Source organism: Streptomyces sp. NPDC091376 (genome assembly GCF_044757085.1).
GTDB lineage: Bacteria > Actinomycetota > Actinomycetes > Streptomycetales > Streptomycetaceae > Streptomyces > Streptomyces pratisoli.
The window spans coordinates 530,503-557,369 of sequence record NZ_JBIVUF010000002.1; the positions used below are offsets into that span (position 1 = coordinate 530,503).

Sequence of the window (26,867 nt, forward strand, 5' to 3'; positions counted from 1 at the left end):
CTCGTAGACATCGATGCTCACGCATCACGACCCTCCTGCCACGGAACGACCGTGGCCGCTGAGTCCAAAGGAGGTGGGTTCCACATGCGTCACTACGAGGTGATGGTCATCCTCGACCCCGATCTCGAGGAGCGCGCTGTCTCCCCGCTGATCGAGAACTTCCTCTCCGTCGTCCGTGAGGGCAACGGAAAGGTGGAGAAGGTCGACACCTGGGGCCGTCGTCGTCTCGCTTACGAGATCAAGAAGAAGCCCGAGGGCATCTACTCGGTCATCGACCTGCAGGCCGAGCCTGCGGTCGTCAAGGAGCTCGACCGCCAGATGAACCTGAACGAGTCGGTCCTCCGGACCAAGGTCCTCCGTCCCGAGACCCACTGAGCGCCTAGCTCAGAGGTCATCGGGTTCGAGTAGCAGCAAGCAGCCAGAAGCAATCCCCGCCGAGAGGTTCACCCATGGCAGGCGAGACCGTCATCACGGTCGTCGGCAATCTCGTCGACGACCCCGAGCTGCGCTTCACCCCGTCCGGTGCGGCGGTCGCGAAGTTCCGTGTCGCGTCCACCCCCCGCACCTTCGATCGTCAGACCAATGAGTGGAAGGACGGCGAGAGCCTCTTCCTCACCTGCTCGGTCTGGCGTCAGGCGGCGGAGAACGTCGCCGAGTCGCTCCAGCGAGGCATGCGCGTCGTCGTGCAGGGCCGGCTGAAGCAGCGGTCCTACGAGGACCGCGAGGGCGTCAAGCGCACGGTCTACGAGCTGGACGTCGAGGAAGTCGGCCCCAGCCTCAAGAACGCCACGGCCAAGGTCACCAAGACCACGGGTCGCGGTGGCCAGGGCGGCTATGGCGGCGGCCAGCAGGGCGGCGGCAACTGGGGCGGCGGTCCCGGTGGTGGCCAGCAGGGTGGCGGCGGTGCTCCCGCCGACGACCCCTGGGCCACCAGCGCGCCGGCCGGCGGTCAGCAGCAGCAGAGCGGCGGCAGCGGTGGCAGCTGGGGCGGAAGCTCCGGCGGCGGCTACTCGGACGAGCCCCCCTTCTAGGGACAGGTCCCACAGGGATCCGTTCTCAGGGGCAGCTCGTACCCCCACTTCTTGATCACACAGGAGATACACCATGGCGAAGCCGCCTGTGCGCAAGCCGAAGAAGAAGGTCTGCGCATTCTGCAAGGACAAGACCGTGTACGTGGACTACAAGGACACGAACATGCTGCGGAAGTTCATTTCCGACCGCGGCAAGATCCGTGCCCGTCGCGTGACCGGCAACTGCACGCAGCACCAGCGTGACGTCGCCACGGCCGTCAAGAACAGCCGTGAGATGGCGCTGCTGCCCTACACGTCCACCGCGCGCTAAGAGAGGGTGACCGAAACATGAAGATCATCCTCACTCACGAGGTGTCCGGCCTCGGCGCTGCCGGCGACGTCGTCGACGTCAAGGACGGCTACGCTCGCAACTACCTGGTCCCGCGCGGTTTCGCGATCCGCTGGACCAAGGGTGGCGAGAAGGACGTCGAGCAGATTCGTCGTGCCCGCAAGATCCACGAGATCGCGACCATCGAGCAGGCCAACGAGATCAAGGCCAAGCTCGAGGGCGTGAAGGTGCGTCTGGCTGTTCGCTCCGGCGACGCCGGCCGCCTCTTCGGCTCCGTCACCCCGGGCGACATCGCTTCGGCGATCAAGTCCGCCGGTGGTCCGGAGGTCGACAAGCGCCGCGTTGAGCTCGGTTCGCCGATCAAGACCCTGGGCTCGCACCAGGTGTCCGTGCGTCTGCACCCCGAGGTCGCCGCGAAGCTCGGCGTCGAGGTCATCGCCGCCTGAGCGAGCGTTCGCAGAGCAGTATGAGAGGGCCGCACCCCGCCGGGTGCGGCCCTCTCGCTGTTTCACGTGAAACGGGTAGGGAGGACCAAGCTGCTGTTTCACGTGAAACGGCGGCTTGTCAGCGGGTCGCTCCCGTGACGATCCAACGGCCGGAACGGGTACGAAGCCACAGGGTCGCCATGCGGACGCTCATCATCAGTGCCATCGCCCACCACAGGGCGGTGAGCCCGCCGCCGAGGATGGGCACGAGCAGTGCGACTGGAGCGAACACCGCGAGGGTCACCAGCATGGCGCCGGCCAGATAGGGCCCGTCGCCGGCGCCCATCAACACGCCGTCCAGAACAAAGACCACGCCGGCGACCGGCTGGGAGAGCGCCACGACCAGGAGGGCTGGAAGCAGCGTGTCCTTCACCGCTGGGTCAGCGGTGAAGAGAGGAATGAAGAGCGGACGGGCGACCACGATCAGAGCTCCGAGCACGATGCCCGAGACGATGCCCCACTGCACCATGCGGCGGCAGGCGTCCCTCGCCCCCTCGGCATCGTCCGCGCCCAGGTAGCGTCCGATGATCGCCTGACCGGCGATGGCGATCGCGTCCAGCGCGAAGGCCATCAAACTCCAGAGGGCGAGGATGATCTGGTGGGCGGCGATATCGGTGTCGCCCATGCGGGCAGCAACGGCGGTGGCGATCAACAGAACGGCGCGCAGGGAGAGCGTACGAACCAGGAGTGGGACGCCTGCCTGAGCACTGGTCCGTATGCCCACGGCGTCCGGGCGCAAGGAGGCGCCGTGGCGACGCGCTCCGCGGACGACCACCACGAGATAGGCGGCGGCCATACCGCACTGTGCGATGACGGTGCCCCAGGCGGAGCCTGCGATGCCGAGGCCGAGGCCATAGACGAGCCCGGCGTTGAGCGCAGCGTTGGCGGTGAAGCCTCCGATGGCGACGTACAGGGGAGTGCGGGTGTTCTGGAGACCGCGCAGTACGCCGGTGGCGGCCATGACGATGAGCATCGCGGGGATGCCGAGGCTGGAGATGCGCAGATAGGTCGTCGCGTACGGGGCTGCAGTATCGGAGGCTCCGAAGACGTCGACCAGCCACGGTGCTGTGGGCATGGTGACCGCCACGACCGCCACGCCGAGCAGCAGGGCGAGCCAGATGCCGTCCATGCCCTGGCGGATGGCGGCGCCCAGATCGCCGGCTCCCACGCGGCGGGCGACTGCGGCGGTGGTCGCATAGGCGAGAAAGACGAAGACGCTGACGGCCGTCATCAGCAGGGCGGCAGCGACCCCCAGTCCAGCGAGTTGGGGAGTGCCAAGATGGCCGACAATCGCGCTGTCGACCATCACGAAGAGTGGCTCGGCCACGAGGGCTCCGAAGGCGGGGACGGCGAGCGTGATGATCTCGCGATCGTGTCGTCGTCGGCTGGTCCTGGGTGCCGCGGGGGCCTGTGTCATGCGCTCAATCTAATCTTCCACAGGTAAGAGATGCAATGAGTCACTGATCCTTACCCGATGGTGGGGCGGGGCTTCTGGTGTGCGCCGTTTGTTCTGATCTTGATCCGGTCGGGAAAGTTTTTCTCCCCCACAGCCGGTGGATGGAAAAGGTGCAGGTCAGGATAGGTGCGGGAGGTCGTCTATGACTTTGTCCACAATGCTGTCCCCCGGTCCGTGCACAGGTTCCGCCGGGTTCTCCACAGCATCTGGTCCGTCGTCCACACGGCCTGTGGATAACCAGATTGGCTGAAGGTGCCGACGGGCCTACCGTGGACCGGCGCCCGATGTGCCGTGAAGCGGAGTCGGGCCTCTCGTTTTGTCAGTGCCGTGTCGTAAAAAGAGTGCCACGGAGAGGTCCGCGGAGCGGACGGGAGGAGGTGGCCGGTGAGCATCCCCGAGCCCCTGGACGATCCCTGGGCCGACATCGGTCCGGGCGACCGTCTGCCCGTCTCCCGCCCCCGCCGTGGAGAAGGCCGCGGCCGTGGCCGCGAGGAGCAGCACGAGCGCGGCAGGGAAAGCGGCCCCTGGGACGACTCCTCCCCCGGCTTCGAGCGGGTGCCCCCGCAGGACCTCGACGCCGAGCAGTCCGTCCTCGGCGGCATGCTGCTGTCCAAGGACGCCATCGCTGATGTCGTCGAGATCATCAAGGGTCATGACTTCTACCGGCCCGCGCACGAGACCGTCTTCCAGGCGATTCTCGATCTCTATGCCAAGGGCGAGCCCGCCGACCCCATCACGGTGGCCGCCGAGCTGACCAAGCGCGGCGAGATCACCCGCGTCGGCGGTGCCTCGTATCTGCACACGCTCGTCCAGTCGGTCCCCACGGCGGCGAACGCCTCCTACTACGCGGAGATCGTTCACGAGCGCGCCGTGCTGCGCCGCCTCGTGGAGGCCGGTACGCGCATCACGCAGATGGGATACGCGGCGGACGGCGACGTCGACGAGATCGTGAACTCCGCGCAGGCCGAGATCTATGCCGTCACCGAGCAGCGCACCAGCGAGGACTATCTGCCGCTCGGCGACATCATGGAGGGCGCGCTCGACGAGATCGAGGCGATCGGCTCACGCAGCGGAGAGATGACCGGTGTACCCACCGGGTTCACCGATTTCGACTCGCTCACCAACGGTCTGCATCCCGGCCAGATGATCGTCATCGCGGCCCGTCCCGCGATGGGTAAGTCGACGCTGGCGCTGGACTTCGCCCGCGCCGCCTCGATCAAGAACAACCTGCCGAGCGTCATCTTCTCCCTCGAAATGGGCCGCAACGAGATCGCGATGCGTCTGCTGTCCGCCGAGGCACGCGTGGCGCTGCACCACATGCGCTCCGGAACGATGACGGACGAGGACTGGACCCGGCTCGCCCGCCGGATGCCCGATGTCTCCCAGGCCCCGCTGTACATCGACGACTCCCCGAACCTGTCGATGATGGAGATCCGTGCGAAGTGCCGCCGGCTCAAGCAGCGGAATGATCTGAAGCTGGTCGTCATCGACTATCTGCAGCTGATGCAGTCCGGTGGCTCCAAGCGTGCCGAGAGCCGCCAGCAGGAGGTCTCGGACATGTCCCGTAACCTCAAGCTGCTCGCCAAGGAGCTTGAGCTCCCGGTGATCGCGCTCTCCCAGCTGAACCGTGGCCCCGAGCAGCGCACCGACAAGAAGCCGATGGTCTCCGACCTCCGTGAATCCGGCTCCATCGAGCAGGACGCCGACATGGTCATCCTGCTGCACCGCGAGGACGCGTACGAGAAGGAGTCACCGCGCGCGGGCGAGGCGGACCTGATCGTGGCCAAGCACCGTAACGGCCCGACGGCGACGATCACGGTCGCCTTCCAGGGCCACTACTCCCGCTTCGTGGACATGGCTCAGACCTGATCCCCGGTCGACCCGGGCCGGACCGGTCCGATAGATCTGGACCATGACCTCACCTTTCGAAGCGCTGCTGCCCAGTACGGAACGTGCCTTGCTGCACCGGGTGGCCACTGCACAGTCCGAGGGCCGCGCTCCCTCCGTTGTCGGCGCGGTGGCCAGGGACGGGCACCAGGTGTGGAGTGGCGCGCGCAGTTGCGTCGAGGGGCACGCGCCCGACGCCGAGACCCAGTACCGCATCGGCTCGCTCACCAAGACCTTCACCGCCGTGCTGGTCCTGCGGCTGCGAGACGCAGGGTTGCTGGATCTGGGTGATCCGCTGGAGAAGCACCTCCCCGATACCGGCGTGGGGGAGGCCACCATCGCCCAACTCCTGTCCCACAGCGCGGGCTTGGCTGCCGAGAGCCCCGCGCCCTGGTGGGAGCGCACGCCGGGGTCGCTGCGGCCCGAACTGGGCGATGTGCTCGGTGACGAACCCCTGCTGCACCCCATGGGCCGTCGTCACCACTACTCCAACACCGGCTACACGCTTCTTGGTTCGCTGATCGAGGCGGTACGCGGAGAGCCCTGGGAGGAGGTGCTGCGGCGCGAGATCCTGGAACCGCTGGGCATGAGCCGTACGAGCACCGGACCCCAGGCGCCCCACGCGGGCGGGTGGGCAGTGCATCCATGGGCCGATGTGATGATGCCCGAACCGGTCGAGGATCTGGGACTGATGGCCCCGGCCGGGCAGCTCTGGTCGACCGCATCCGACCTCTGCCGGTTCGCCGGCTTTCTCGCCGATGGCGACGACCGTGTGCTGAGTGCCGACTCCGTACAGGAGATGCGTACGCCTGCCGCGCCGACGGAGGCCGGGGAGTGGGACAGCACGTACGGTCTCGGTCTTCAGGTCGTACGGAGGCAAGGACGCACCCTCGTCGGCCACACGGGCTCATTGCCGGGGTTCCTCGCCTGTCTGTGGGTAGATGTGGACGAGGGCGTGGCCGCGGTGGTCCTGGCCAATGCCACCTCGGGACCGTCCACCGCTGTGGCCGCCGCTGAGCTCGCATGCATCGTCGCCGAGGCGGAGCCGCGGTTCCCCGAGCCCTGGCGCCCGATGCCGGAGGCGGACGAGGCGCTGCTGGAGCTGACCGGGTCCTGGTACTGGGGCACCTCCGCCTTCGGGCTGAAGCTGGTCGCGGACCGGGCCATGGAGCTGTACCCACTCTGGGGGAACGGCCGCGGATCGCGGTTCCGCGCGTGCCCCGACGGGACGTGGACGGGGCTCGACGGGTACTACACGGGCGAGTCCCTGCGCGTGGTGCGGCGGCCCGATGGTGCGGTGAGCCATCTCGACCTGGGCTCGTTCGTCTTCACGCGGAGGCCGTACGACCCGGCCGCCGCGGTGCCCGGTGGGGTGGACGAAGGCGGCTGGCGCGGTCTGTCCACCTGAGGCACGGCCCCTCAGCCGCGTTTCACGTGAAACACGGCTTCCGTCGGCTCAGGAGGTGAGTTCCCGCTCCAGCGGAGTACGAAAGCGCGGGGTGATCCGGGTCTCGCCGACCCACTCCGACAGTCGGGAGGCCTCCGTCTCGATCGCGGTCGAGGCCTCCCGCCCGGCGTTGGACAGCAGCCGCCAGACGATCTCACCGTCTCCGCGCTGTGCCCAGCCTCCGACGATCTCGCCGTTCCACCACACCGTGGGACCCACGTTCCCGGCGGAGTCGAAGAGGGCGGGCCGATGCTCGGCAGCGAGATGGAAGCTGCGGTCGGCCCAGCCCATGGCGCTCGGATCGAGTCCGGGAAGCAGCGCCGCCCAGGGCTCGGCTCGGTCACCGGCTCCGGCTCGGTGTCACCGGGCGCCACATGACCCACGATGCCGTCATCGAGCCGGACCTCCTCCGCGCCCACGGCCGCCAGCGCCTTGCGGACATGGCCGAGCGTCCAGCCGGTCCACCACTTGAGGTCCGCCTCGGTGGCCGGCCCGTACCGGAGCAGCCAGCGCCGGGCCAGTTCGGCCTGGGCCTCGGCGGCGGGAAGAGCGGGCCAGGGCTCGCTCGGGGTCCACGTGAACTGGCTGGAGATCCAGGAGCCGCGAGGACGGTCGCGGCGGATGTGTCCCTCAGCGGCGAGCAGCCGGATGACGCGGGTGGCGACCCCCTGCACGGTCTCCTGTTTCGTGCCACGGAAGACGGTGATCTTCGTGCGCAGCGCGGGGACGGTCGCGGACAGCCGGCTGCCGGTCGAGGAACCCAGTTCGCTAATGGCCCCGAGAACCGCTTCCTCGGCGTCGGCGAGCCACCGCTCGTCCAGTCCGTTTCCGTCCTCCAGCAGATGCTTGAGCAGCGTCCTGCGCTCCTTGAGAGCGATGACGTGCCCGGTCGAAGCGGCGACACAGGGGGCGAGTTCCTCGGAGACGGCGAAGAGCGTACGGCGCATGGAGAGCAGCCGGACCAGCGAGACATCCTCGTACAGCGAACGCTCCACCTCGGCCACATCGGGGTTGCTGAGACGTGCGCATGCCGAGAGGTACAGGGTGGCGGCGTCCGTCGCGTGGAGCGCGACCACCGCGTCCGCGGCCTCGACCGTGGTCGAGGCCCGGCCAGAGGGGGCGAGGAGATGGCGACGGCCGAGGCGGGTACGCCGTTCCGCCGTGCCGATCCGGCGTGGTGTGCTGCTCATGGCCGGATCGTAGGCAAGGAAGAGGAAGGAAGAGGTCAGTCCGAGGCCTGATTCGGGGCAGTGACGGGCCCTGGCCGTCAGAGGGTGCGCTTGAAGCCCACATGAGACGCCTCGAAGCCGAGACGCTCGTAGAAGCGATGGGCATCGGTGCGCGACACATCGGACGTCAGCTGGACCAACTGGCAGTCCCGGCGCCGGGATTCATCGACCGCCCACTCGATGAGCCGGCCGCCCAGGCCGCCGCCGCGCTCATCGGCGTGGATCCTCACACCCTCGATGACCGCGCGGGTGGCGCCACGTCGGGAGAGCCCGGGGATGACGGTGAGCTGCAGCGTGCCGACGATGCGGCCCTCGCGTTCAGCGACCATCAGATGCTGGTTCGGATCCTCCGCGAGTCGCTCGAACGCCGCGGTGTACGGGGTGAGATCGTCCGGCGACTCTCGTCTGGCGCCCAGCGGGTCGTCGGCGAGCATCGCCACGATCGCGGGGATGTCGGCGGGGGACGCGGGGCGTATCTGCAGATCGCTCATGATCCGCAGCCTAGGCCGATCCTTACGTGGGCACGCCCGCGGGCGTGGGGATCGAGGCCTCCGGCATCTTCAGTTCCTCGACCGCCTTGACCAGAGGAGCCAGCTCGGGGTTCTTCGCGGCCTCGTCGAGCGCCTCGCGCAGCGCACGGTCGTTGGTCGGCCGGGCCTCCGAGAGCAACTTCAGGCCGTCCTCGGTGACATCCGTGTAGATACCGCGGCGGTCGGTGTCACAGAGGTAGCGGCTGAGCAGCGCGCGGTCCTCGAGCCGGGTGACGAGCCGGGTCGTGGCGCTCTGGCTGAGCACGACGGCGTCGGCGACCTGCTTCATCTGGAGATGGCCCCCGGGGCCGTTGTGCTGGCGGCTGAGGACGTCGAGGAGCGAGTACTCGCGCACGCTCAGGTCGTGCTTGGCCTGAAGCGCCCGCTCGATGTGGGCCTCGATCCTGCTGTGCAGCAGGGAGAGGGCGCACCAGCTCTGAGCGAGCGCGGTGAGTGCCGGGTCCATCGCTGTCATCGATCTCTCCTCCGTCCAAGAGCGCCGTGCGGACGCGGTCGGGCATCCAGGCAGCGGCACCGGAGTGGCTGGCATCCAGAATAGCCGACCTATGCAATAGCCCGCGTTTGCAATTAACGGCTCCTGCAATTATTGTCGACGCTTGTTAGGCGCAGACGCAATCCGCTAGGAAGGTGCAATCCCCATGCAGCTCGCGCTCCTCGCCCTCGCCATCGGGGCATTCGGTATCGGAACCACCGAGTTCGTGATCATGGGCCTGCTGCCGGAGGTCGCCGGCGACTTCCAGGTCACCATCCCCACCGCCGGCTACCTGGTCACCGGGTACGCCCTCGGGGTCGTCATCGGCGCACCGCTGATGACCGTCCTCGGGACCAAGGTGTCCCGCAAGCGGATGCTGATGGTGCTGATGGGCCTGTTCATCGCCGGCAATGTGCTCTCCGCCGTCGCCCCGGTCTTCGGCGTGATGCTCATGGGCCGTGTGGTGGCCTCGCTCGCGCACGGCGCCTTCTTCGGCATCGGCTCGGTGGTCGCTGCCGACCTGGTCGCCCCGGCGAAGAAGGCCGGCGCGATCGCCATGATGTTCACCGGACTGACCGTCGCGAACGTCGTCGGTGTGCCGATGGGCACGTTCATCGGCCAGAGCATCGGCTGGCGCACCACGTTCCTCCTCGTGGCGGGGCTCGGTGTGCTGGGGCTCGCCGGAGTCGCGAAGCTGGTGCCGGAGCAGCCCAGGCCGGAAGGCGTACGGCTGCGCCATGAGCTCGCCGCGTTCCGCAATGTCCAGGTTCTGCTTGCCATGGCGATGACCGTGCTCGGCTTCGGCGGCGTCTTCGCCGCCATCACCTACATCACGCCGATGATGACCGAGGTCGCCGGTTTCGCCGACTCCTCCGTCACCTGGCTGCTCGTGCTCTTCGGCCTGGGCATGGTCGGCGGCAATCTGGCCGGCGGGAAGCTCGCGGACCGTTCCCTGATGCCGCTGCTGTACGTCTCGCTCGGCGCCCTCGCCCTGGTACTGGCGCTGTTCACGTTCACCGCCCACAACAAGGTCGCGGCAGCCGTCTCGATCGTGCTGGTCGGTGCGCTGGGCTTCGCCACCGTGCCGCCATTGCAGAAGCGGGTCCTCGACCAGGCTTCCGGTGCCCCGACGCTGGCATCGGCCGTCAATATCGGCGCCTTCAACCTCGGTAACGCGCTCGCCGCATGGCTCGGCGGCATCGTCATCGCGGCCGGCTTCGGACTCACGGCCCCGAACTGGGTCGGCGCGGTTCTCGCCGCCTCGGCGCTCGTGCTGGCGGTCCTGTCCAGCGCGCTGGAGCGCCGCGACAGCCGCCGCGACAGCCGGATCGTCGCCGCCTCGGCGGTGGCGGAGCCGGCCTCGGTCGCCGGGATCAGGCACTGACCCCTGCACGGCCAAGAACCCCTGCACGGCCAAGAACCCCTGCACGCCCAGGAAACGTACCAAGGAGATCACCATGACCATCACCGCCGCCGCTGCTGCCGGTACCGCCGTCGCCCCACTGACCATCCAGGACGCCGAGGCCCTCGTGTCGGCGGCCCGCCAGGCCGCCGAAGCCGCGGGCGTGACCGTCGCGGTCACCGTTCTCGATGCGGGCGGCCATCTGCTGGCCTTCCGCCGCGACGACCGGGCCGTGCTCATCGCGGGCGAGACCAGCACGCGGAAGGCCTATACCGCGCTTCAGCTGAACGCCCCCACGGCGGATCTCGTCGACGCGGTCCAGCCCGGCGGTCCCTTCCACACCCTTCCCACCGCCCTGGACCGCCCGCTCCTCTTCATCGCCGGGGGAGTCCCGGTCCACCGCGAGGGTCGACTGATCGGTGCGATCGGCGTCGGCGGGGGTGCGCCGGAACAGGACCACGGCTTTGCGGCGGCGGCGCTGGGGGCCCTGGACAACTGACCCTGCGGCAAGGCCTGCTCGGCTCAGGCCGCGGCGACCGTCAGGGGCGCGAAGCGGCGGGTCCAGTCACCGGGCAGAACGGGCGCGCCGTGCATCATCACGGCGTTGAAGGCGATCGGCTCCAAGCCGTTCGCCTTCAGCCATGCGAGCAGTTCCTCGTGGCGCACGTCGATGTCCGTACGCAGAGGGCGGTCCGTCTGCGCGGCGAGCGAGGCGATCAGCGACTTGGCCGTGTCCGTGTCGCGGGCGATCAAGGGGCCGACGACATGGGTCTCCATGTTCGGCCAGACGGCCGCAAACCCGGTGAGGGCACCGTCGGCCTCCGCGACCCTCAACTGGTCGGCGAAGGCCGGGAGCCGCGTGATGATGTGCGTACGGTCCAGGCCGAAGACCTCGGCGTCGAGGCGCAGGATCGCGGGCAGGTCCTCCGCGGTCGCCGGGCGGGTCGTGGCCCGGGGCGCTGGACCGGAGGGGCGGAAGCGGCCCCGGACCATCTCGGCGCGGCCGACATGGCTGAACCCCAGATCTTCGTAGAGCGGTTGTCCGTACGGCGTGGCATGCAGGGTGAGCGGAGTGCCACCGGCCTCGGTGAGTACGTGCTTCATCAGGCGCCGTCCGACCCCCTGCCGGGCGTACCGCTCGGCCACGAGCACCATGCCGATCGCGGAGAGCCCCGGACCGTACGAGGTCACCACGCACCCTGCGACCAGCCCCTTGCCGGCCGGATCGTCAATGCCGTATCCCCTTCCCGCCGCGAGCAGGAGGCCCCATTTATGCTCCTCGCGCGGCCAGCCGCGGTCCTCGGACAGATCGGCGCAGGAGCTCAGGTCTGCAGTGGTCAGACGCCGGACGGGGAGCTCGGTGAGCGGTGTTGACATGAGGTCAGGCTGTCGGACGCAGTGATCGTTCGTCCACCGTTTTCGACGAAGTGGCCAAGACCCGCAGTCGTCGACCGCGACGGGTCATGCCCCATGGCTTGAGGACCGAGATCGCGGTCATGAAGAGGTACGTGGACAGCGAGACGATCGGAGCGGCCAGCAGGCCGGACGTGTCCGCCACCGCGATCCCCGCGGCGGCCTGATCGGCGGCTGCGTTCACCCCGGGCCGGAGCGAGAACGCCGTGAGCCCGGTCGTGAGCAGCGTGAGCCAGAACTTGGTCCAGACCCAGCGGTAGCGGGCAAGGCCCCAGGGCGTGCCCAAGGACAGGACCAGACCGCTGGCGAGGGTGAGCAGAGCGACAGGGATCATCAGCCAGTTCGCGAAGACGGCCATCGAGCGGTACGAGGCCTCGGCGGCGGCCGGGGATCCGGAGGCGACCGCGGCGACACTCAGCCCGAGCAGACCGAGCGAGAGCCCCAGCCAACCCGCGGATGCGGAGACATGGACGACGAGGATGGCCCGCCGAGCGGGACGTTTGAGTGGTTTCACGTGAAACACGGTGCCGTGCAGCCGGCCTTCTTCGCGTCTGACGGCGGGAGTAACCACGTGTACTGGTCTCGGCGTACATGGCGGGCCCGATTTCTTCACCGAGAGTTCTCGGCATAGGGCCTGCGCGCCGTCCCCGGTTGATGTAGACCCAGATTCCGTTGCCGCGGCAGTGAAGATCACGAACCGGCTCTGTGTGGAGTTCGGGATGAGGGCCGGACATCGCATCCTCGACAGTGATGCGACGGCCGATGCGCAGATCTTCGTCGCGGTGACCGTTGCGGTGGCGGTGAATGCGGACCATCATCTGTCCGGGCTCGCCGCACACACCTGGACGGGGAGCGATCTGCCGGAGGCCTACAACTGGGGCGATTCCAACGTGAGTTTCGGGTACGGGGCATACCACCGGGACCCGAGTCCTGGCCGCGCATACGGACATGAGGGCAATGCAGCCTAACGGGAAAGCGGGTACGGATACCCGGACTTTCCGCTCTTTGTCCGCTGCCGAGGGGCAACCTGGCATGCTGCGACGAAGAGCGCTGCGGGCAACGTCACAATCCGGTCCCACTCGTCCCGAACCTCAAATCGCGCGAAGGCTAATGTGGGCGGGCAGGAGTCCTGAGGCAGAGCGGGGAATTGAGGCACGTTCCGGACCAGCGGAAGTGCGCAGACCGACCGAGAGATGTTCGAGGCGAGGCACACAATGGACGCTCCGACCACCACGTCGGCCGACAACGGCACCTCCGACGAGAACGGTGCGACCGGCGGGGGAGGCTGGTTCAGCCCCCGAAAGCGGACTACCGCAGGCCGGCCGGCGCCTGCGGCCGAGGGCACTGCCCCAGCGGGCACCGGCACGTCCGGCGAGGGACGAATAACCACTCCCAGCCGGCCCGTTGCCTCCATACGTCCCGTGGGCACCGGCGCGGAGCGGGCATCCGCCACGCCGCCCCGCGGAGCCACCGTTCCCCAGGCTCGTACGGCCCCTGAGGCCCCCGCGGCCCCCGCGGCACCGGCGGCGCCGTACGGGGCCACAGCGCCGCACGAAGCGCCGTCCCCGCAGGCGCACTCCCCACAGGCAGCGCACTCGCCGTACGGCGGGCATTCTCCGTACGGAGCCCCTGCCCCTTCCTCCTACGAGACCGCCGCCGCGCCCCAGCACGAGCACCCCACTGCCGCCGCCGAGACAGCAGGGGCCGCCGCCGGTCCGTTCGCCGGTGTCTCGGACGAGAACGCGTCACCCGACGCGATCCTCATCCGTCGGACGATGACCGAGATCGCCCCCGTCGCCGACAAGGTCACCTCGTACTTCTACGCGCTGCTCTTCGTCCGCCACCCCGATCTGCGGCCCCTCTTCCCCGCCGCCATGGACACCCAGCGCGACCGCCTGCTCAAGGCACTGCTCACCGCCGCCGAGCACATGGACAACACCGCCGTGCTCGTCGATTACCTCCAGCACCTGGGCCGCGGCCATCGCAAGTACGGCACCCAGCCCGCGCATTATCCGGCGGTGGGCGAGGCCCTCATCGGTGCGCTGACCCGGTACGCCACGACGACCTGGGACGAGGAGACCGAGGCCGCGTGGATCCGTACGTACACGACGATCTCCCAGATCATGATCGACTCCGCTGCGGAGAACGAGCGGCACGCGCCGGCCTGGTGGCACGCGGAGGTGGTCTCGCACGACCTCAGAACCCCGGACATCGCGGTCGTCACCGTCCGCCCGGACCAGCCCTACCCCTTCCTGGCCGGGCAGTACACGAGCCTGGAGACCCCCTGGTGGCCGCGGATCTGGCGGCACTACTCGTTCGCGGGCGCACCGCGCTCCGACGGGCTGCTGTCGTTCCACGTCAAGGCCGTCCCCGCGGGCTGGGTCTCCAACGCGCTGGTCCACCACGCCCGCCCCGGCGACGTGCTGAGGCTGGGTCCGCCCGCCGGATCGATGGTGGTCGACCACACCACCGACAACGGTCTGCTGTGCCTGGGCGGCGGGACCGGCATCGCCCCGATCAAGGCGCTGGTCGAGGATGTCGCCGAGCACGGTGAGCGTCGGCCGGTGGAGGTGTTCTACGGGGCACGCAGCAACCACGACCTCTATGACATCGACACGATGCTGCGGCTCCAGCAGAGCCATCCATGGCTCCAGGTGCGGCCCGTCGTGGACGGCAGGGCACAGTTGCCCGACGCGGTGCGGGAGTACGGGCCGTGGAACGAGTTCGACGCGTATCTCTCCGGGCCGGTCGGGATGATCCGCAGCGGAGTGGACGCGCTCAGAGGCGTCGGCATCCCGTTCGAGCGGATCCGCCACGACTCGCTCGAAGAGCTCGTGGCGGCCGCCGACTAGACGCGATCAGCCCAGATCGGGAGCGTGCATCGCCCGCACGCCCTCGATGTTGCCGTCCAGGTAGTGCCGCAGGGACAGCGGGACGAGATGGACGGCGGCGATCCCGACGCGGCTGAAGGGCACCCGGACGATCTCGTACTCGCCGCAGGGGTCCTCCACCTCCGGGCCGTGGCGCAGCGATGCGTCCATGGCCGCCAGGCGGCAGACGAAGAAGTGCTGCACCTTCACGCCCGAGACACCGCCGTCCACGATGTGTTCCACGGTGTCGACGAAACAGGGCACCACATCGACGATCTTGGCGCCCAGCTCCTCGTCGACCTCACGGTGGAGGGCTTCGACGACGGTCGCGTCGTCGGGCTCGACCCCACCGCCCGGAGTGACCCAGTACGGATCCACGCCCGGCTTCGTTCGCTTGATCAGGACGAGATCGTCGCCGTCGAGCAGGATGGCGCGTGCGGTGCGCTTGACCACTGGCCGTTCGGTCATGGTCAGAGAGTGGCCCACGACACCCGTTCTGAAACTCCCGTCCACCTTGCGGTCGCCTGTCGTCACCAGTCGGCCGCGGCGCGCAACAGTCCCTCGTGTGCCCGCGCGATGTGCGGGAGTGCGAGCGTGCCGGTACGGACGACGAGGAAGTAGGTGCGCAGCGGCGGTACGGGAGGGTCGAGCAGCGCCACGATCTCCCCGCTCTCCAGGGCGCTCCGGCACAGATAGCGCGGCAGCACGGCCAGTCCCGCGCCGGAGGCCGCGCACTCCAGCACCGCCCGCAGATCGGGGGCGATGACCGTGCCGGCGGCGGGCGGGCGACTGTCGAAGACCGCGGCCCAGTAACGGGAGACGAACGGCAGGGACTCGTGGACCTCGACCACCGGCAGCTGCTCCAGCACGACCGCGCCCTTGTGCAGCAGCACCCCGGAACCGAGCCGGGCCGCCCAGCGCGGTGAGGCCACCAGGACGTGCTCCTCGTCGCAGAGCGGGGTGGAGCCGAGCAGTCCGCCGCGCGGGCGGGCCGTGGCGATGGCCAGGTCATGGTGTCCGGCCGCCAGCCCCTCCAGGGCCTCCTGGGCGTTCCCCACGAACGACGCCCGCAGCGCCAGGCCCTGGGAGATCAACGGGGTCAGCGCGGGCAGCGCCCGTAAGGAAGTGAACTCGGGCGGTCCGGCGAGATGGAGCGTGCGGACGCCCGACTCCTCGTCCAGCCCCGCCTCCGCGATCTCGACGAGGGCGTCCAGGTGCGGGGCTGCCCGGTGGGCGAGTTCGTCGCCGAACGTCGTGGGGGTGACACCGCGCGCCTGACGCAGGAAGAGCGGCCGGTCCAGCTGCCGCTCCAGAGTCCGGATCTGGCTGGTCACCGCGGGCTGGGAGAGACCGAGCAGCGCCGCGGCGCGGGTGAAGGAACCAGCTCGGTGCACGGTGACGAATGTGCGCAACAGGGCCAGATCCATCGTCCAACTATAAATAAGTCGATAGGTCGGTGTCGCCTGTGTGATTGGACACTGACGCAGAGTCAACTAGCCTTGTGCGAGCGGTAATCCGCCGGGGGAACCGGGGCGGTCCGAGCCACGAGGGGGGAGGCTCGGACCGCCCCATTGCCATGCGGTCATCCGGTCATCCGGCCGCCGCGTCCAGCGCCCGGAGCACGTCCGCCACCAGATCGTCCGGGTCCTCCGCGCCCGCGGAGAAGCGGATGAAGCCCTCCGCCACGGCGTCGCCGCCCCATCGGCCCCGGCGCTCGGCGCTGGAGCGGACACTGCCGAAGCTGGTCGCGTCGTCGACGAGACGTACCTCGGCCAGGAACCGCTCGGCGTGCGCGCGGTCGGGCAACTCGAAGGACACCACCGCACCGAAGCGGCGCATCTGGGCCACGGCGAGCTTGTGCGAGGGGTCCTCGGGCAGACCCGGGTACCGCAGCCCGGTCACCTCTGCGCGTCCCGCCAGCTCCCGCGCGAGGGCGAGGGCGTTCGCGCACTGGCGGTCGGAACGCAACTGCAGCGTGGCCAGCGAGCGGTGCGCCAGCCAGGCCTCCATCGGGCCGGGGATCGCGCCCACGACCTTGCGCCACTTCCGTACCCGCTCGGCGAGCGCGGCGTCCCGGCACACCACATAGCCGAGCAGCAGATCGCCGTGTCCGGTCAGCCCCTTGGTGCCGCTGGCCACGGCGAAGTCCGCGCCCAGGTCCAGCGGGCGCTGGCCGAGCGGGGTCGCCAGGGTGTTGTCGACGGCGACCAGCGTGCCGCCGGCGTGCGCGGCGTCCGCGAGCCGTCGTACGTCGCACACGTCGAGCCCCGGATTGGACGGCGTCTCGATCCACAGCAGCTTCGCCCCGTCGAGCACGGCCAGCTGCGCATCGCCCCCCGTCGGCGCGGTCCGCACCTCGACTCCGTACTCCTCCAGCTGCTGCCGGACCAGCGGCAGGGCCTGATAGCCGTCGTCGGGGAGGACGACGACGTCGCCCGCCCGGACCTGGGACAGCAGGACGGCGGAGACGGCGGCCATCCCGGAGGCGAAGACGACGGTCTCCACCCCGTGGCCGCCCGGGGCCTCCAGTTCCCCGATGGCCTGCTCCAGCAGCGTCCAGGTCGGGTTGGAGTCACGTCCATAGGTGTACGGGCCGGTGGGCTCGCCGGGCAGGTGGTAGTGCGCCGCGAAGACCGGTCCCGGCAGCGTCGGTTCGTACTTCCGCGCCTCGGGCAGCCCGGCCCGTACGGCTCTCGTTCCTTCGCCCATGGTCATGCCGCTTGCTCCTCAACAACCTTGCGTACGGCGGCGAGCAGTCCCTCGCTCGCCGCCTCCACCATTTCCAGGCACTCCTCGAAACCGTCCATACCGCCGTAATACGGGTCCGGGACGTCGAGTTCGGCACCGGCGGCCGGGTCGTACGTACGCAGCAGCCGCACCTTCGCGGCGTCCGCGTCCGTCGGCGCCAGCCGCCGCAGCTCGCGCAGATGTCCCTGGTCGAGTGCTATCACCAGGTCCAGTCCGGCGAACCAGGACGAGCGGAACTGCCGTGCGACATGGCCGGACCCGTAGCCGCTCGCCCGCAGGACGGTGACCGTACGGGGGTCGGCGCCGTCGCCCTCGTGCCAGCCTCCCGTACCCGCGCTGTCCACCTCGACGAGGCCACCGAGCCCGGCTTCCTCGACCCGGGCCCGGAACACGGACTCGGCCATCGGCGAACGGCAGATGTTCCCGGTGCAGACGAAACAGACGGAGAAGGACATCCGGTGCTCAGTCCTTGCTGTCGGGGAGCACGATGTTCAGCGCCCACGACACGATCGAGACGATCAGACCACCGAGCACCGCCGTCCAGAAGCCGTCGACGTGGAAGTCCAGATCCAGTACGCCGGCGAGCCACGAGGTCAGCATCAGCATCAGGGCGTTGACCACCAGCGTGATCAGCCCGAGCGTGAGGACGAACAGTGGCAGCGTCAGCAGCTTCACGACCGGCTTCACCAGGAAGTTCACCAGGCCGAAGAGCAACGCCACGATGATCAGCGTCACGGTCTTCTTCCCGGTGTTGTCACCGGTGAGCGTGATGTCCTGGAGCAGCCAGATCGCCACGAGCAGTGCCGCGGCGTTGGCGATCGTCTTGACTACAAAATTCTTCATGTGTCTGATCGTGGCAGACATGATCGGACCAATGGCAGGGGCGGACGCACGATGAAAGCATTCCGACTGGACGATCTGGAGGCGGAGCGCGTCGTCAACGACGGCGCATATCTGCAGTTCCTGCGCGAGCGGAACATGTCGGTCGGGCTGTACGCACTGGACGCCGGCGCGCTCGACCCGCAGCAGCCGCACGGACAGGACGAGGTCTACTTCATCGTCAGCGGCCGGGCCTCGATCACCGTCGGCATGGAGACGACCCAGGTGGCGCGGGGCAGCGTGGTCTACGTCCCCGCCGGGGCGCCCCACAAGTTCCACCACATCACCGAGGACCTGCGGGTGTTGGTGATCTTCTCTCCGCCGGAGAGCTGACCCGTCGGCCCCGGTTTCCCTAGGGGACGGCTCAGGGGTCTTCAAGGGACGCCGACGCCCCGCAGACTGCACTCGCACCTCTAGCATCGAAACCAGGACAACTCACAGAATCGAGGTAGGACGATGGCGGTGCAGGAGATATTGCGGGGGATGCCCTGGTGGGTGAAGTGGGTCGCCATCCCCTTGATCGCCATTGTCGTCTTCGGCGGCATGATCGCGAGTTTCATCGGCATTCTGGTCTGGCTGCTCTTCAAGGTCCTGCTCTTCGTGGCGATCGTCGGTGGGCTGATCTACGTCGTACGGAAGTTCATGACCACGTCGTCGTCCTCGTCCGACAAGAGCGACTGGTAGGCACCCGTGCCGACAGGCATACGAGCCGCTGGAGATACGAAAGGTTCGTACGCCTGTTACCTCGCGCGGGGGAACGGCGCAGGTGATGCCCGCGGCCGGCCGGAGGCTGCCATTAGAGTGGCAAGCCTCTGCCGCCCCTGAGAGGCCCGGGTCGACGACCGCCGTTGAACAGCGGTCTGTACGACAGAGGTGAGTACGACTTCCTGGGAAGTTCCCGACGTTGATCTCAGGAGCACCCCGGACCATCAGGGAGCACGGCGGGCGCGCGGGGGCGGCCCCCGCGCGCGGGCGGACCGCCCGTCACCATGCCTGGGGGTGACCTTTGGCCACGGCCATGGCTACCAGTTCCGCGCCCACCTCGACCGCTCCACCCACTCTGATCGGCTCGGTACAACGGGCCTTGAGACTCCTGGAGGCCGTGGCCTCCCACACCGACGGAGCCCCCGCCAAGCAGCTCGCCCGTGAGGCAGGACTGCCTCTTCCCACCGCCTACCACCTGCTGCGGACCCTCGTGCACGAGGGCTATCTCCGGCGTGAGAGGGGCGTGTTCGTCTTCGGCGAGGCAGCGGTACGTCTCGCGATGAGCAAGGCGATGCAGAATCGTCGCACCAAGATCGAGGAATCCCTGGCGCACTGGCGGGACGCGATCGGCGTACCCGTCTATTTCGCCGTGTACCAGGAGGACGAGATCGAACTCGTCGCCGTCGCCGACACCCCGTACGCACCCGCTGTCGACGAATGGGCCGACTTCCGCGAGACGGGGCACGCGCACGCACTGGGTCAGTGCCTGCTGGGCCAGCTCGACGAACGGGCCAGAAAAGATCATCTCGACCGTCATCCCGTCGAGAGGATCACTCCCTATACGGTGCGCGACCGGGGGACTTTGCTGGAACGGATCGGCGGTACGGGCCGGATGCAACCGGTGATCGAGCGACAAGAATATGCCTTGGGAACGGTCTGTGCGGCTATTCCGATCACGGTCGGAAGCACAGCCGCCGCCATGGCGATTTCCCTCCCCCTCCAGCAGGAAGATCGATTGCTGCCCGCAGTCGAACAACTACGCAGTGGTATCGGACGTCTGCTCAGTCCGTTCGCTTTCTCTATCAGTATCTGAAAAATTACTCCTTGTGATCTCCTGGTGACGTACAGCACCATGTCGTCACGAGGGCCATGGGGGATCATTCCTGGCCGTTTTCACGAGTGCTTCATCCACTGCGGGGTAACACGATGCGCGAGTCGGTTCAGGCCGAGGTCCTGATGAGCTTCCTGGTCTCCGAGGAGCTCTCCTTCCGGATCCCTGTGGAGCTCACGTACGAGACGAGAGATCCCTATGCGGTGCGGATGACCTTTCACCTGCCCGGCGATGCGCCTGTGACCTGGGCGTTCGGCCGGGAGCTGCTGCTCGACGGGATCAACGGGCCCAGCGGCGACGGTGATGTGCACATCGCGCCGACGGAGCCCGAAGGGCTGTCCGACGTGCACATCCGGCTGCAGGTCGGCCTCGACCGGGCACTGTTCCGGGCCGGCGCCGCGCCCCTCGTGGCGTTCCTCGACCGGACCGACAAGCTGGTCCCGCTGGGGCAGGAGCGCACGCTCGGCGACTTCGAGGGCAACCTGGAGGCCGCCCTGGGGCGCATTCTGGCCGAGGAGGCCGCCGGCTGACGGCAGCCGAACGCCGCGCGGCACAGCGCCGGTTCGGAGAGGGCGCTACTTCGCGCGCCGACGGCGGCCCTTGCTCCGTACCGCGCCGGTCATCGCGCCCGTCACGGTGCCCCCCGGCCGGTCGGCGGAGACGACCAGCGCCGCCAGCGCCGTGGTCACCGGTACCGAGGCGACCAGGCCGATCGAACCGATCAGGGTCCGGACGATCTCCTCGGCCACCAGCTCGCTGGTCGCCACCGTGCCCACACTCGACTCCGCGATCGAGAACAGCAGGAGCAGGGGCAACGAAGCGCCCGCATAGGCGAGTACGAGCGTGTTGACGACCGAGGCGATGTGGTCCCGGCCGATCCGGATCCCCGCCTTGTACAGACCTCGTGGTCCCATTCCCGGATCCGCCTGGTGCAGCTCCCAGACCGCAGAGGTCTGGGTCACCGTCACATCGTCGAGCACACCGAGCGAGCCGATGATGACGCCCGCCAGGAGCAGACCGGACATGTCGATGTTCGGATAAAGGCCGTGAATCAGTCCCGTGTTGTCATCGGTGTTCCCGGACAGCGACGCCCAGCCGATGAAGAGCGAGCCGAGCAGCCCGATCAGCAGCAGCGAGATGAGCGTGCCGAGCACCGCGACCGAGGTACGGGCGGTCAGACCGTGGCACATGTACAACGCCATCAGCATGATCGCGCTCGCCCCGACCACGGCGACGACCAGCGGATTCGATCCCTGCAGAATCGCCGGCAGGATGAACAGGGTCAGGACGGCGAAGCTCAGCGCGAGCGCGATCAGCGCCATCACCCCACGCATCCGCCCCACGAGGACCACGACGAGCGCGAAGATCCCGGCGAGCAGCGCCATCGGGAACTCGCGGTTCACATCGCTCACGGAGTACTGCAGATCGCGCGGGGCGTCGGGCGCGTACGCGACGATCACTTCCTGGCCCTGCTTCAGCTGACGTGACGCGTCCGGCTGGACGACCTCGATGAACGTACGGCCCTTGTCCTTACCGGTCGTGACCTCGACGGTCGCCTTCTTGCACACCTCCTGCCGGGAGTTGACCGCTGCACGCCCTCCGGGTGTCGAGGTGTCGCCGGTCGGCGGGACCTGTCCCGCGTTCACGTCCTTGCAGTCGACCTGCTCGACCCTGACCACCCGGGCCTCCTCGGTCTGCCGGTCGAAGCCGACACCGGTGCGCTCGTGCGCCGGTGCGCCGCCGGGCCAGAGGGCGACCAGGCCGACCACCACCGCCGCGGCGAACGGAATCAGTACCGCGGCGATGACCCGCCGCAGATGCCGTGAGACGGGCGCGGCAGGCGTGTGCCCGTGACCGTGCGCGTGACCGTGACCGTGTGCGTGGACAGGGGGGTGGTCAGGGGCATGGCCGACCTCCGGACCGTCCGTTCGGCGACCGGGTTGGGGCGTCTGCTGGGAGGAAGTCACCGACAGATCATCGCAAGAACGGAAGGGGTCCACTGTTCAGCACGCCCGACGGGGCGCTAGCGTGGTGGCACCTTTGCACACGCGGGAGCTCGGAGCACCGGGCTGAGAGGGCGCTGACCACCGTACTTCGTACGGACCAGCTGCGCCGACCGCCGAACCTGTTACCGGGTAATGCCGGCGTAGGGAGTAGGTCTCATGACCACATCGGACACGCGCACGCCTGCCTCCGGCACGGAGAGCACGACGGAGGCCGGGAAGTCCATCGGCTGGCACAAGGGATACGTCGAGGGCTCACGCCCCGACATCCGGGTGCCCGTCCGGCAGGTGCACCTCACCAACGGCAAGGACGTGACCCTGTACGACACGTCCGGCCCTTACACCGATCCGAACGTCGAGACGGATGTGCGGCGGGGTCTGCCGCCGCTCCGGGAGAACTGGATCATCGGCCGCGGTGACACCGAGGAGTACGCGGGCCGTCCCGTCCGCCCCGAGGACGACGGGATCAAGCACACGTCTCCGCGCGGTGGACTCCGCAACCTGGACGCGGTCTTCCCCGGCCGCCCGCGCCAGCCCCGCCGTGGGCGCGACGGGCAGGCGGTGACGCAGCTCGCGTACGCCCGCCGCGGCGAGATCACGCCGGAGATGGAGTACGTGGCGATCCGGGAGAACGTGTCCCCGGACGTCGTGCGCGACGAGATCGCCGCGGGCCGCGCGGTGCTGCCGGCGAACGTCAACCACCCGGAGATCGAGCCGATGATCATCGGCAAGCGGTTCCTGGTGAAGGTCAACGCCAACATCGGCAACTCCGCGGTGACCTCCTCGATCGAGGAGGAGGTGGAGAAGATGACCTGGGCGACCCGCTGGGGCGCAGACACGGTCATGGACCTCTCCACCGGCCGCAACATCCACACCACCCGTGAATGGGTGCTGCGCAACTCCCCCGTGCCGATCGGCACCGTCCCGCTCTATCAGGCGCTGGAGAAGGTCGACGGGCGCGCCGAGGAGCTGACCTGGGACATCTACAAGGACACCGTCATCGAGCAGGCCGAACAGGGCGTCGACTACATGACGGTCCACGCGGGCGTGCTGCTGCGGTACGTGCCGCTGACCGCCCGCCGCAAGACCGGCATCGTCTCGCGCGGCGGCTCGATCATGGCCGCGTGGTGCCTCGCGCACCACAAGGAGTCGTTCCTGTACGAGAACTTCGAGGAGCTCTGCGAGATCCTCGCGGCGTACGACGTGACGTACTCGCTCGGCGACGGTCTGCGGCCCGGTTCGATCGCGGACGCCAACGACGACGCGCAGTTCGCCGAGTTGAGGACGCTCGGGGAACTCAACACGATCGCCAAGCGTCACAACGTACAGACGATGATCGAGGGCCCGGGACATGTCCCGATGCACAAGATCAAGGAGAACATCGACCTTCAGCAGGAGATCTGCGAAGAGGCGCCCTTCTACACCCTGGGGCCCCTGACGACCGATGTGGCGCCCGCGTACGACCACATCACGTCCGGCATCGGTGCCGCGATGATCGCCTGGTGGGGCACGGCGATGCTCTGCTACGTCACGCCCAAGGAGCACCTGGGCCTGCCGAACCGGGATGACGTCAAGACCGGCGTCATCACCTACAAGATCGCGGCTCATGCCGCCGATCTCGCCAAGGGACACCCGGGCGCGCAGGAGTGGGACGACGCCCTCTCCGACGCGCGCTTCGAGTTCCGCTGGGAGGACCAGTTCAATCTGGCCCTGGACCCGGACACGGCACGGGAGTTCCACGACGAGACGCTGCCCGCCGAGCCGGCGAAGACCGCGCACTTCTGCTCGATGTGCGGTCCGAAGTTCTGCTCGATGAAGATCTCCCAGGACATCCGCCGTGAGCACGGTGGTGATCTCAGGACGGACGAGATCGAGGCGGGTATGGCGGAGAAGTCCGCCGAGTTCGCCGCGGCGGGCAATCGCGTGTACCTGCCCCTTGCGGACTGACCTGCTCGGACATGGCCCGGTCGACGGCGCACGGCAGAGCGTCGTCGACCGGTCGCCTTCGCTAGGCCGACCGCGTCTGGTCGCCGGCTCCCAGGTAAAGCCTTCCCAGACGAGGCAGTCGCCGACGCATCTCGTCCGCGTCGTCGAAGTCGAAGTCCTCACCCATGTCCACTGACTCGCTGTCCTGCTCGTCAGCCGAGCTGTACTCGGCCCAGGCTTCGTAGAAGGCATCCGGGTTTCCGGTGAGGGATTCGAAGGCGCCGCTCGCGGCGTAGTTCACGTCCTCGTAGAACAATGCCTCGTCGCGATGGGCGCCGGCGGCTTCCATGACGCCGGGGTGGCCGGCGAGGCTGTCCGGATCGAGGGCCGTGCGCTCGTACCAGTCTCGCCCCAGCGCGATCACTCCCGCCCGGAAGTCCATGAAACTGTCGTCGGAGCAGCCGCCGCCGATGAGGTAGGCAGCCGCCCAGACGTCCCAGCGGTACAGAGCGTCGTGCACCTCGTCGAACCGCTCCGCGTACTCGAGGATCTCCTGCGGCGGGCAGCCGGTGAGGAGGTCCACCAGGGCTTCGTCGAAGAGCGTGCCGGAAGCAGCGGCGGAGGAACGTGCGGATTCGATGACGTGCCAGAACCGGTCGATGTTCATGACGGAGCACTGTGCCATCGCGGTATGACAACAAGCCGAGGTGCAGTAGCCCGCGGCTACTCGGGCTGGTGTTCCGGGGGGCCGAAGTCCGGGCTGGTGAAGTCCGGGCTGGTGAACGTCGGGCGGGAGCCGGTCGATGAGCCCTCGTTCGGGCTGGAGAACTCCGGGCCGCTGTATCCGATCTTGGGGATCCGGTTCACCCTGCGCGGTGGCGTCGGGGAGGCGGGATCGACGCTGGGGTCGGCCAGGGCGGCCCGGAGGAACGGGAGAATGCCGCGTTCCAGCAGCGCGTGCCGCCAGGCTTCCCTGGCGCGTGCCACCTCGTCGGGCAGTTCGCCGCCCGCGTCCTCGGCGGGAACCTGGGTCGCGCCGTTGCGCAGTGCCGTGATCAGCAGACCGATCGCGGCGGCGAGTATTCCGGCGGCCGTGAGCGCCCCGAAGAACCAGCCCGCCGTCAACAGGGTGTCCGCGAAGGCGGGCTCGGGGCTGACCAGCTTCAGGATGTAGCCGAAGAGCAGGAAGATCAGCGCGGCGGTGCCGGCCAGGACCGGCGCCAGGACGGTGAGCACAGCGCCGAAACCGGCACCCGCCTCGGATGCCTCGCCCATCGCGGGGCCGAGTACCGAGCGGCTGACGGACGAGGCCGCGGACGTGCGCGTCTCCTCGCGGACCTTGACGAAGTGCTCGTACTCCGCGGCGGCGGCACCGGTGATCAGCGCGGTGGCGTTGAGGGCCATCGTGCGCAGCTGTTCGGCGTTGAGCCGCTCACCGATGCCGTCGACACCCGGACGGTCGTGCGCGTTGCGCAGTGCGTCGTCGAGGATGCGCTCGTAATCGGCGCGATCCTCGGTCAGCAGGTGCGGAGCGCTGTTCATGTGCATCCCCCGATGCTCCGTAGGGCCGGATTGCCCCTGCTTTCAGGGCGGTTGGGCGGAAACGGAGGAGAGCCTGCTACGGATAAGCCGATGGTAGAGCGGTTACGGCACGGGGTGACAGGGGGTTTCCGGAAATCGCCTGTCCCGGATTGCCTCAGCCGGGCAGCGGGAGCCGGGCGACCAGCATCTTTCCGGCCATGGTCACTCCGCCGTCCATGGCGATGGCGAGACCGTCCGCGTACACGTGGGGGCCTTCGACCACCGGGCGCGAAGCTTCCTCCCCGTCTCCGGCGTCCTCGGTTCCGACCTCGCCCAGCAGGTACGGAATGGGGCTGTGACCATGGACGACACGCTCGCCGCCGTAGGTGGCGAGCAGTTTGCGCACGGCCTGCGGGCCGTCTTCGTCGCGGAACGCGAAGCGCTTGGTGAACTTGCGGAAGAGGTCCCAGCACTCGTCGGCATCGTTGCGGTTGAGGATCTCGTGGACGTTGTCGTTGACGTCCTCGAGCGTGGTGCCGTAATCGAGATAGGCCGTCGTGTCGGAGTGCATCAGCAGATGCCCGTCCTCCTCGACCACCGCGTCCAGCCGGGCCATCCACTGCAGATGGACGTCCTGGAGACGGTCCATGTCGCTCTTCTGGCCGCCGTTGAGCAGCCAGGCCGCCTGGAAGGTGGCGGTGCCCGCGCCCGAGTTGACGGGCTTGTCACCGAACCGCTTGGCGCCGATCAGCAGCAGCTCGTGATTGCCCATCAGGGCCTTGCAGTAGCCGCCGGCCGCCGCCGCCTCGGCCGAGAGCCGCATGACGAGATCGATGACGCCGATCCCGTCGGGGCCGCGGTCGGTGAAGTCGCCGAGGAACCACAGTCGGGTGTTGCCCGCCGACCAGTGGCCTTCCGGATCGATGAGGCCCTGCTCGGCGAGCGCGGCGACGAGCTCGTCCAGGTAGCCGTGGACATCTCCGACGACGAAGAGCGGACCGAGGCAGTCCTGGGCGGTGGCCGGTGCCTCGACGGGCGCCACGGTCACCTGCAGGGTGTCCCCGCGGTTGATGACCGGAAGATCGCGTTCGGTGGGGGTGTAGCCCTCGGGGGGCTCGTCGTCCGGGAGGACGTTGCCCGGGTGGGCCGGCGCGGCCGACATGGCGTGCGGGACCTCGTCTTCGGGGCGTGCGAGGTCCTCGGGGCGCACGGCGGCGTCGGGACGCGCGAGGTCCTCGGGATGTGTGAGTACGTACTCATGGGACAGCGACTGCGACTGCACCGGGACCTGCGCGTACGGGGGCACACGGAAGTCACGCAACGTCGCCGTCCGCACCACAGGTCCCTGACCGGCCCCCTGAGTCATCGACCCCTCCACCACCGTCGCGCCACCCTGCACCGTC

At 68.6% G+C, this 26,867-nt stretch carries 29 protein-coding genes, 1 pseudogene and 1 riboswitch; of the genes and pseudogenes, 15 read left to right on the top strand and 15 right to left on the bottom strand.

Annotated elements, in window-relative coordinates; all coding sequences use genetic code 11:
* Window positions 1–84: 84 nt before the first annotated feature.
* From rpsF to rplI, 4 genes are all read left to right on the top strand, one after another.
* Window positions 85–375 (top strand): 30S ribosomal protein S6, encoded by a 291-nt coding sequence (rpsF, locus tag ACIQMR_RS06735; RefSeq protein ID WP_004950685.1) that lies wholly within the window; start codon window positions 85–87, stop codon window positions 373–375.
* Window positions 376–449: 74 nt separating this feature from the next.
* Window positions 450–1,031, top strand: a complete 582-nt coding sequence (locus ACIQMR_RS06740) for a single-stranded DNA-binding protein (RefSeq protein WP_401383698.1) — start codon at window positions 450–452, stop codon at window positions 1,029–1,031.
* Window positions 1,032–1,104: 73 nt separating this feature from the next.
* Window positions 1,105–1,341, top strand: coding sequence for a 30S ribosomal protein S18 (gene rpsR / locus ACIQMR_RS06745; RefSeq protein WP_003956534.1), 237 nt, complete (start codon window positions 1,105–1,107; stop codon window positions 1,339–1,341).
* A gap of 17 nt (window positions 1,342–1,358) precedes the next feature.
* Window positions 1,359–1,805, top strand: a complete 447-nt coding sequence (rplI, locus tag ACIQMR_RS06750; protein ID WP_266380249.1) for a 50S ribosomal protein L9 — start codon at window positions 1,359–1,361, stop codon at window positions 1,803–1,805.
* Between the two features lie 118 nt (window positions 1,806–1,923).
* On the opposite strand, the gene ACIQMR_RS06755 is transcribed toward rplI, so the two are convergent.
* Window positions 1,924–3,261 (bottom strand): MATE family efflux transporter, encoded by a 1,338-nt coding sequence (locus tag ACIQMR_RS06755; protein WP_401383702.1) that lies wholly within the window; start codon window positions 3,259–3,261, stop codon window positions 1,924–1,926.
* A 423-nt stretch (window positions 3,262–3,684) separates the two neighbouring features.
* Here ACIQMR_RS06755 and dnaB point away from each other — a divergent pair, with 423 nt between their 5' ends.
* Window positions 3,685–5,169, top strand: coding sequence for a replicative DNA helicase (gene dnaB / locus ACIQMR_RS06760; RefSeq protein ID WP_266380245.1), 1,485 nt, complete (start codon window positions 3,685–3,687; stop codon window positions 5,167–5,169).
* Window positions 5,170–5,212: 43 nt separating this feature from the next.
* A complete protein-coding gene (locus ACIQMR_RS06765) occupies window positions 5,213–6,595 on the top strand; it encodes a serine hydrolase domain-containing protein (protein ID WP_401383704.1) in 1,383 nt (460 codons plus the stop codon).
* Between the two features lie 48 nt (window positions 6,596–6,643).
* Here ACIQMR_RS06765 and ACIQMR_RS06770 read toward each other — a convergent pair.
* From ACIQMR_RS06770 to ACIQMR_RS06780, 3 genes and pseudogenes are all read right to left on the bottom strand, one after another.
* Window positions 6,644–7,824, bottom strand: a pseudogene (locus ACIQMR_RS06770) (winged helix DNA-binding domain-containing protein).
* A 77-nt stretch (window positions 7,825–7,901) separates the two neighbouring features.
* Window positions 7,902–8,354, bottom strand: a complete 453-nt coding sequence (locus ACIQMR_RS06775) for a GNAT family N-acetyltransferase (RefSeq protein WP_401383707.1) — start codon at window positions 8,352–8,354, stop codon at window positions 7,902–7,904.
* Window positions 8,355–8,376: 22 nt separating this feature from the next.
* Window positions 8,377–8,868, bottom strand: a complete 492-nt coding sequence (locus ACIQMR_RS06780; protein WP_401383709.1) for a MarR family winged helix-turn-helix transcriptional regulator — start codon at window positions 8,866–8,868, stop codon at window positions 8,377–8,379.
* 184 nt (window positions 8,869–9,052) lie between these two features.
* Between ACIQMR_RS06780 and ACIQMR_RS06785 the strand changes: the two genes are divergently transcribed.
* A complete protein-coding gene (locus ACIQMR_RS06785; RefSeq protein ID WP_401383710.1) occupies window positions 9,053–10,270 on the top strand; it encodes an MFS transporter in 1,218 nt (405 codons plus the stop codon).
* A gap of 73 nt (window positions 10,271–10,343) precedes the next feature.
* Window positions 10,344–10,787 (top strand): heme-binding protein, encoded by a 444-nt coding sequence (locus tag ACIQMR_RS06790; RefSeq protein ID WP_401383713.1) that lies wholly within the window; start codon window positions 10,344–10,346, stop codon window positions 10,785–10,787.
* A gap of 23 nt (window positions 10,788–10,810) precedes the next feature.
* Here ACIQMR_RS06790 and ACIQMR_RS06795 read toward each other — a convergent pair whose 3' ends face one another.
* Window positions 10,811–11,665, bottom strand: coding sequence for a GNAT family N-acetyltransferase (locus ACIQMR_RS06795; protein ID WP_401383716.1), 855 nt, complete (start codon window positions 11,663–11,665; stop codon window positions 10,811–10,813).
* A gap of 4 nt (window positions 11,666–11,669) precedes the next feature.
* Window positions 11,670–12,215 (bottom strand): DUF2269 domain-containing protein, encoded by a 546-nt coding sequence (locus tag ACIQMR_RS06800; RefSeq protein ID WP_401383718.1) that lies wholly within the window; start codon window positions 12,213–12,215, stop codon window positions 11,670–11,672.
* 169 nt (window positions 12,216–12,384) lie between these two features.
* Between ACIQMR_RS06800 and ACIQMR_RS06805 the strand changes: the two genes are divergently transcribed.
* Window positions 12,385–12,669 carry a hypothetical protein gene (locus ACIQMR_RS06805; RefSeq protein WP_401383721.1) on the top strand — a complete coding sequence of 95 codons (285 nt, stop codon included), beginning with the start codon at window positions 12,385–12,387 and terminating at the stop codon, window positions 12,667–12,669.
* 246 nt (window positions 12,670–12,915) lie between these two features.
* Window positions 12,916–14,553, top strand: coding sequence for a globin domain-containing protein (locus tag ACIQMR_RS06810; RefSeq protein WP_401383723.1), 1,638 nt, complete (start codon window positions 12,916–12,918; stop codon window positions 14,551–14,553).
* A 6-nt stretch (window positions 14,554–14,559) separates the two neighbouring features.
* Here ACIQMR_RS06810 and ACIQMR_RS06815 read toward each other — a convergent pair whose 3' ends face one another.
* The 5 genes from ACIQMR_RS06815 to ACIQMR_RS06835 all read right to left on the bottom strand — a co-directional run bounded on the left by ACIQMR_RS06815 (window position 14,560) and on the right by ACIQMR_RS06835 (window position 18,162).
* A complete protein-coding gene (locus ACIQMR_RS06815) occupies window positions 14,560–15,039 on the bottom strand; it encodes an NUDIX domain-containing protein (protein WP_266380219.1) in 480 nt (159 codons plus the stop codon).
* Between the two features lie 62 nt (window positions 15,040–15,101).
* On the bottom strand, window positions 15,102–15,998 hold the full coding sequence (locus ACIQMR_RS06820; RefSeq protein WP_401383726.1) for a LysR family transcriptional regulator: 897 nt from the start codon (window positions 15,996–15,998) through the stop codon (window positions 15,102–15,104).
* A gap of 163 nt (window positions 15,999–16,161) precedes the next feature.
* Window positions 16,162–17,286 carry a cystathionine gamma-lyase gene (locus tag ACIQMR_RS06825; protein WP_401383729.1) on the bottom strand — a complete coding sequence of 375 codons (1,125 nt, stop codon included), beginning with the start codon at window positions 17,284–17,286 and terminating at the stop codon, window positions 16,162–16,164.
* On the bottom strand, window positions 17,283–17,774 hold the full coding sequence (locus ACIQMR_RS06830; protein WP_401383732.1) for a low molecular weight protein-tyrosine-phosphatase: 492 nt from the start codon (window positions 17,772–17,774) through the stop codon (window positions 17,283–17,285). Before ACIQMR_RS06830 ends, ACIQMR_RS06825 begins: the two co-directional genes overlap by 4 nt.
* 7 nt (window positions 17,775–17,781) lie before the next feature.
* Window positions 17,782–18,162, bottom strand: a complete 381-nt coding sequence (locus tag ACIQMR_RS06835; protein ID WP_401383735.1) for a phage holin family protein — start codon at window positions 18,160–18,162, stop codon at window positions 17,782–17,784.
* Between the two features lie 51 nt (window positions 18,163–18,213).
* On the opposite strand from ACIQMR_RS06835, the gene ACIQMR_RS06840 reads away from it, so the two are divergent.
* The 4 genes from ACIQMR_RS06840 (at window position 18,214) to ACIQMR_RS06855 (ending at window position 20,544) form a co-directional block, all read left to right on the top strand.
* Complete coding sequence (locus ACIQMR_RS06840; protein WP_266380207.1) at window positions 18,214–18,531, top strand: cupin domain-containing protein; 318 nt, start codon at window positions 18,214–18,216, stop codon at window positions 18,529–18,531.
* A 129-nt stretch (window positions 18,532–18,660) separates the two neighbouring features.
* Window positions 18,661–18,882, top strand: a complete 222-nt coding sequence (locus tag ACIQMR_RS06845) for a DUF5326 family protein (protein WP_328727489.1) — start codon at window positions 18,661–18,663, stop codon at window positions 18,880–18,882.
* A gap of 334 nt (window positions 18,883–19,216) precedes the next feature.
* A complete protein-coding gene (locus ACIQMR_RS06850; RefSeq protein WP_401383737.1) occupies window positions 19,217–19,996 on the top strand; it encodes an IclR family transcriptional regulator in 780 nt (259 codons plus the stop codon).
* A 113-nt stretch (window positions 19,997–20,109) separates the two neighbouring features.
* Window positions 20,110–20,544, top strand: coding sequence for an SsgA family sporulation/cell division regulator (locus tag ACIQMR_RS06855; RefSeq protein WP_401383740.1), 435 nt, complete (start codon window positions 20,110–20,112; stop codon window positions 20,542–20,544).
* A gap of 45 nt (window positions 20,545–20,589) precedes the next feature.
* Here ACIQMR_RS06855 and ACIQMR_RS06860 read toward each other — a convergent pair whose 3' ends face one another.
* Window positions 20,590–21,981, bottom strand: coding sequence for a YibE/F family protein (locus ACIQMR_RS06860; RefSeq protein ID WP_401383741.1), 1,392 nt, complete (start codon window positions 21,979–21,981; stop codon window positions 20,590–20,592).
* Window positions 21,982–22,052: 71 nt separating this feature from the next.
* Window positions 22,053–22,184, top strand: a riboswitch (TPP riboswitch).
* Here ACIQMR_RS06860 and thiC point away from each other — a divergent pair.
* Entirely contained in the window at window positions 22,177–23,964 is a 1,788-nt protein-coding gene (thiC, locus tag ACIQMR_RS06865) for a phosphomethylpyrimidine synthase ThiC (RefSeq protein WP_401383744.1), read from the top strand. Its footprint overlaps the riboswitch before it by 8 nt.
* Window positions 23,965–24,025: 61 nt before the next feature.
* Here the strand turns inward: thiC and ACIQMR_RS06870 are convergent, their stop codons facing one another.
* From ACIQMR_RS06870 to ACIQMR_RS06880, 3 genes are all read right to left on the bottom strand, one after another.
* Window positions 24,026–24,610, bottom strand: coding sequence for a DUF4240 domain-containing protein (locus ACIQMR_RS06870; protein ID WP_401383746.1), 585 nt, complete (start codon window positions 24,608–24,610; stop codon window positions 24,026–24,028).
* 56 nt (window positions 24,611–24,666) lie between these two features.
* Window positions 24,667–25,491 (bottom strand): hypothetical protein, encoded by an 825-nt coding sequence (locus ACIQMR_RS06875; protein WP_401383747.1) that lies wholly within the window; start codon window positions 25,489–25,491, stop codon window positions 24,667–24,669.
* Window positions 25,492–25,639: 148 nt separating this feature from the next.
* Window positions 25,640–26,830 (bottom strand): metallophosphoesterase, encoded by a 1,191-nt coding sequence (locus tag ACIQMR_RS06880; RefSeq protein WP_401383749.1) that lies wholly within the window; start codon window positions 26,828–26,830, stop codon window positions 25,640–25,642.
* Between the last annotated feature and the right edge of the window lie 37 nt (window positions 26,831–26,867).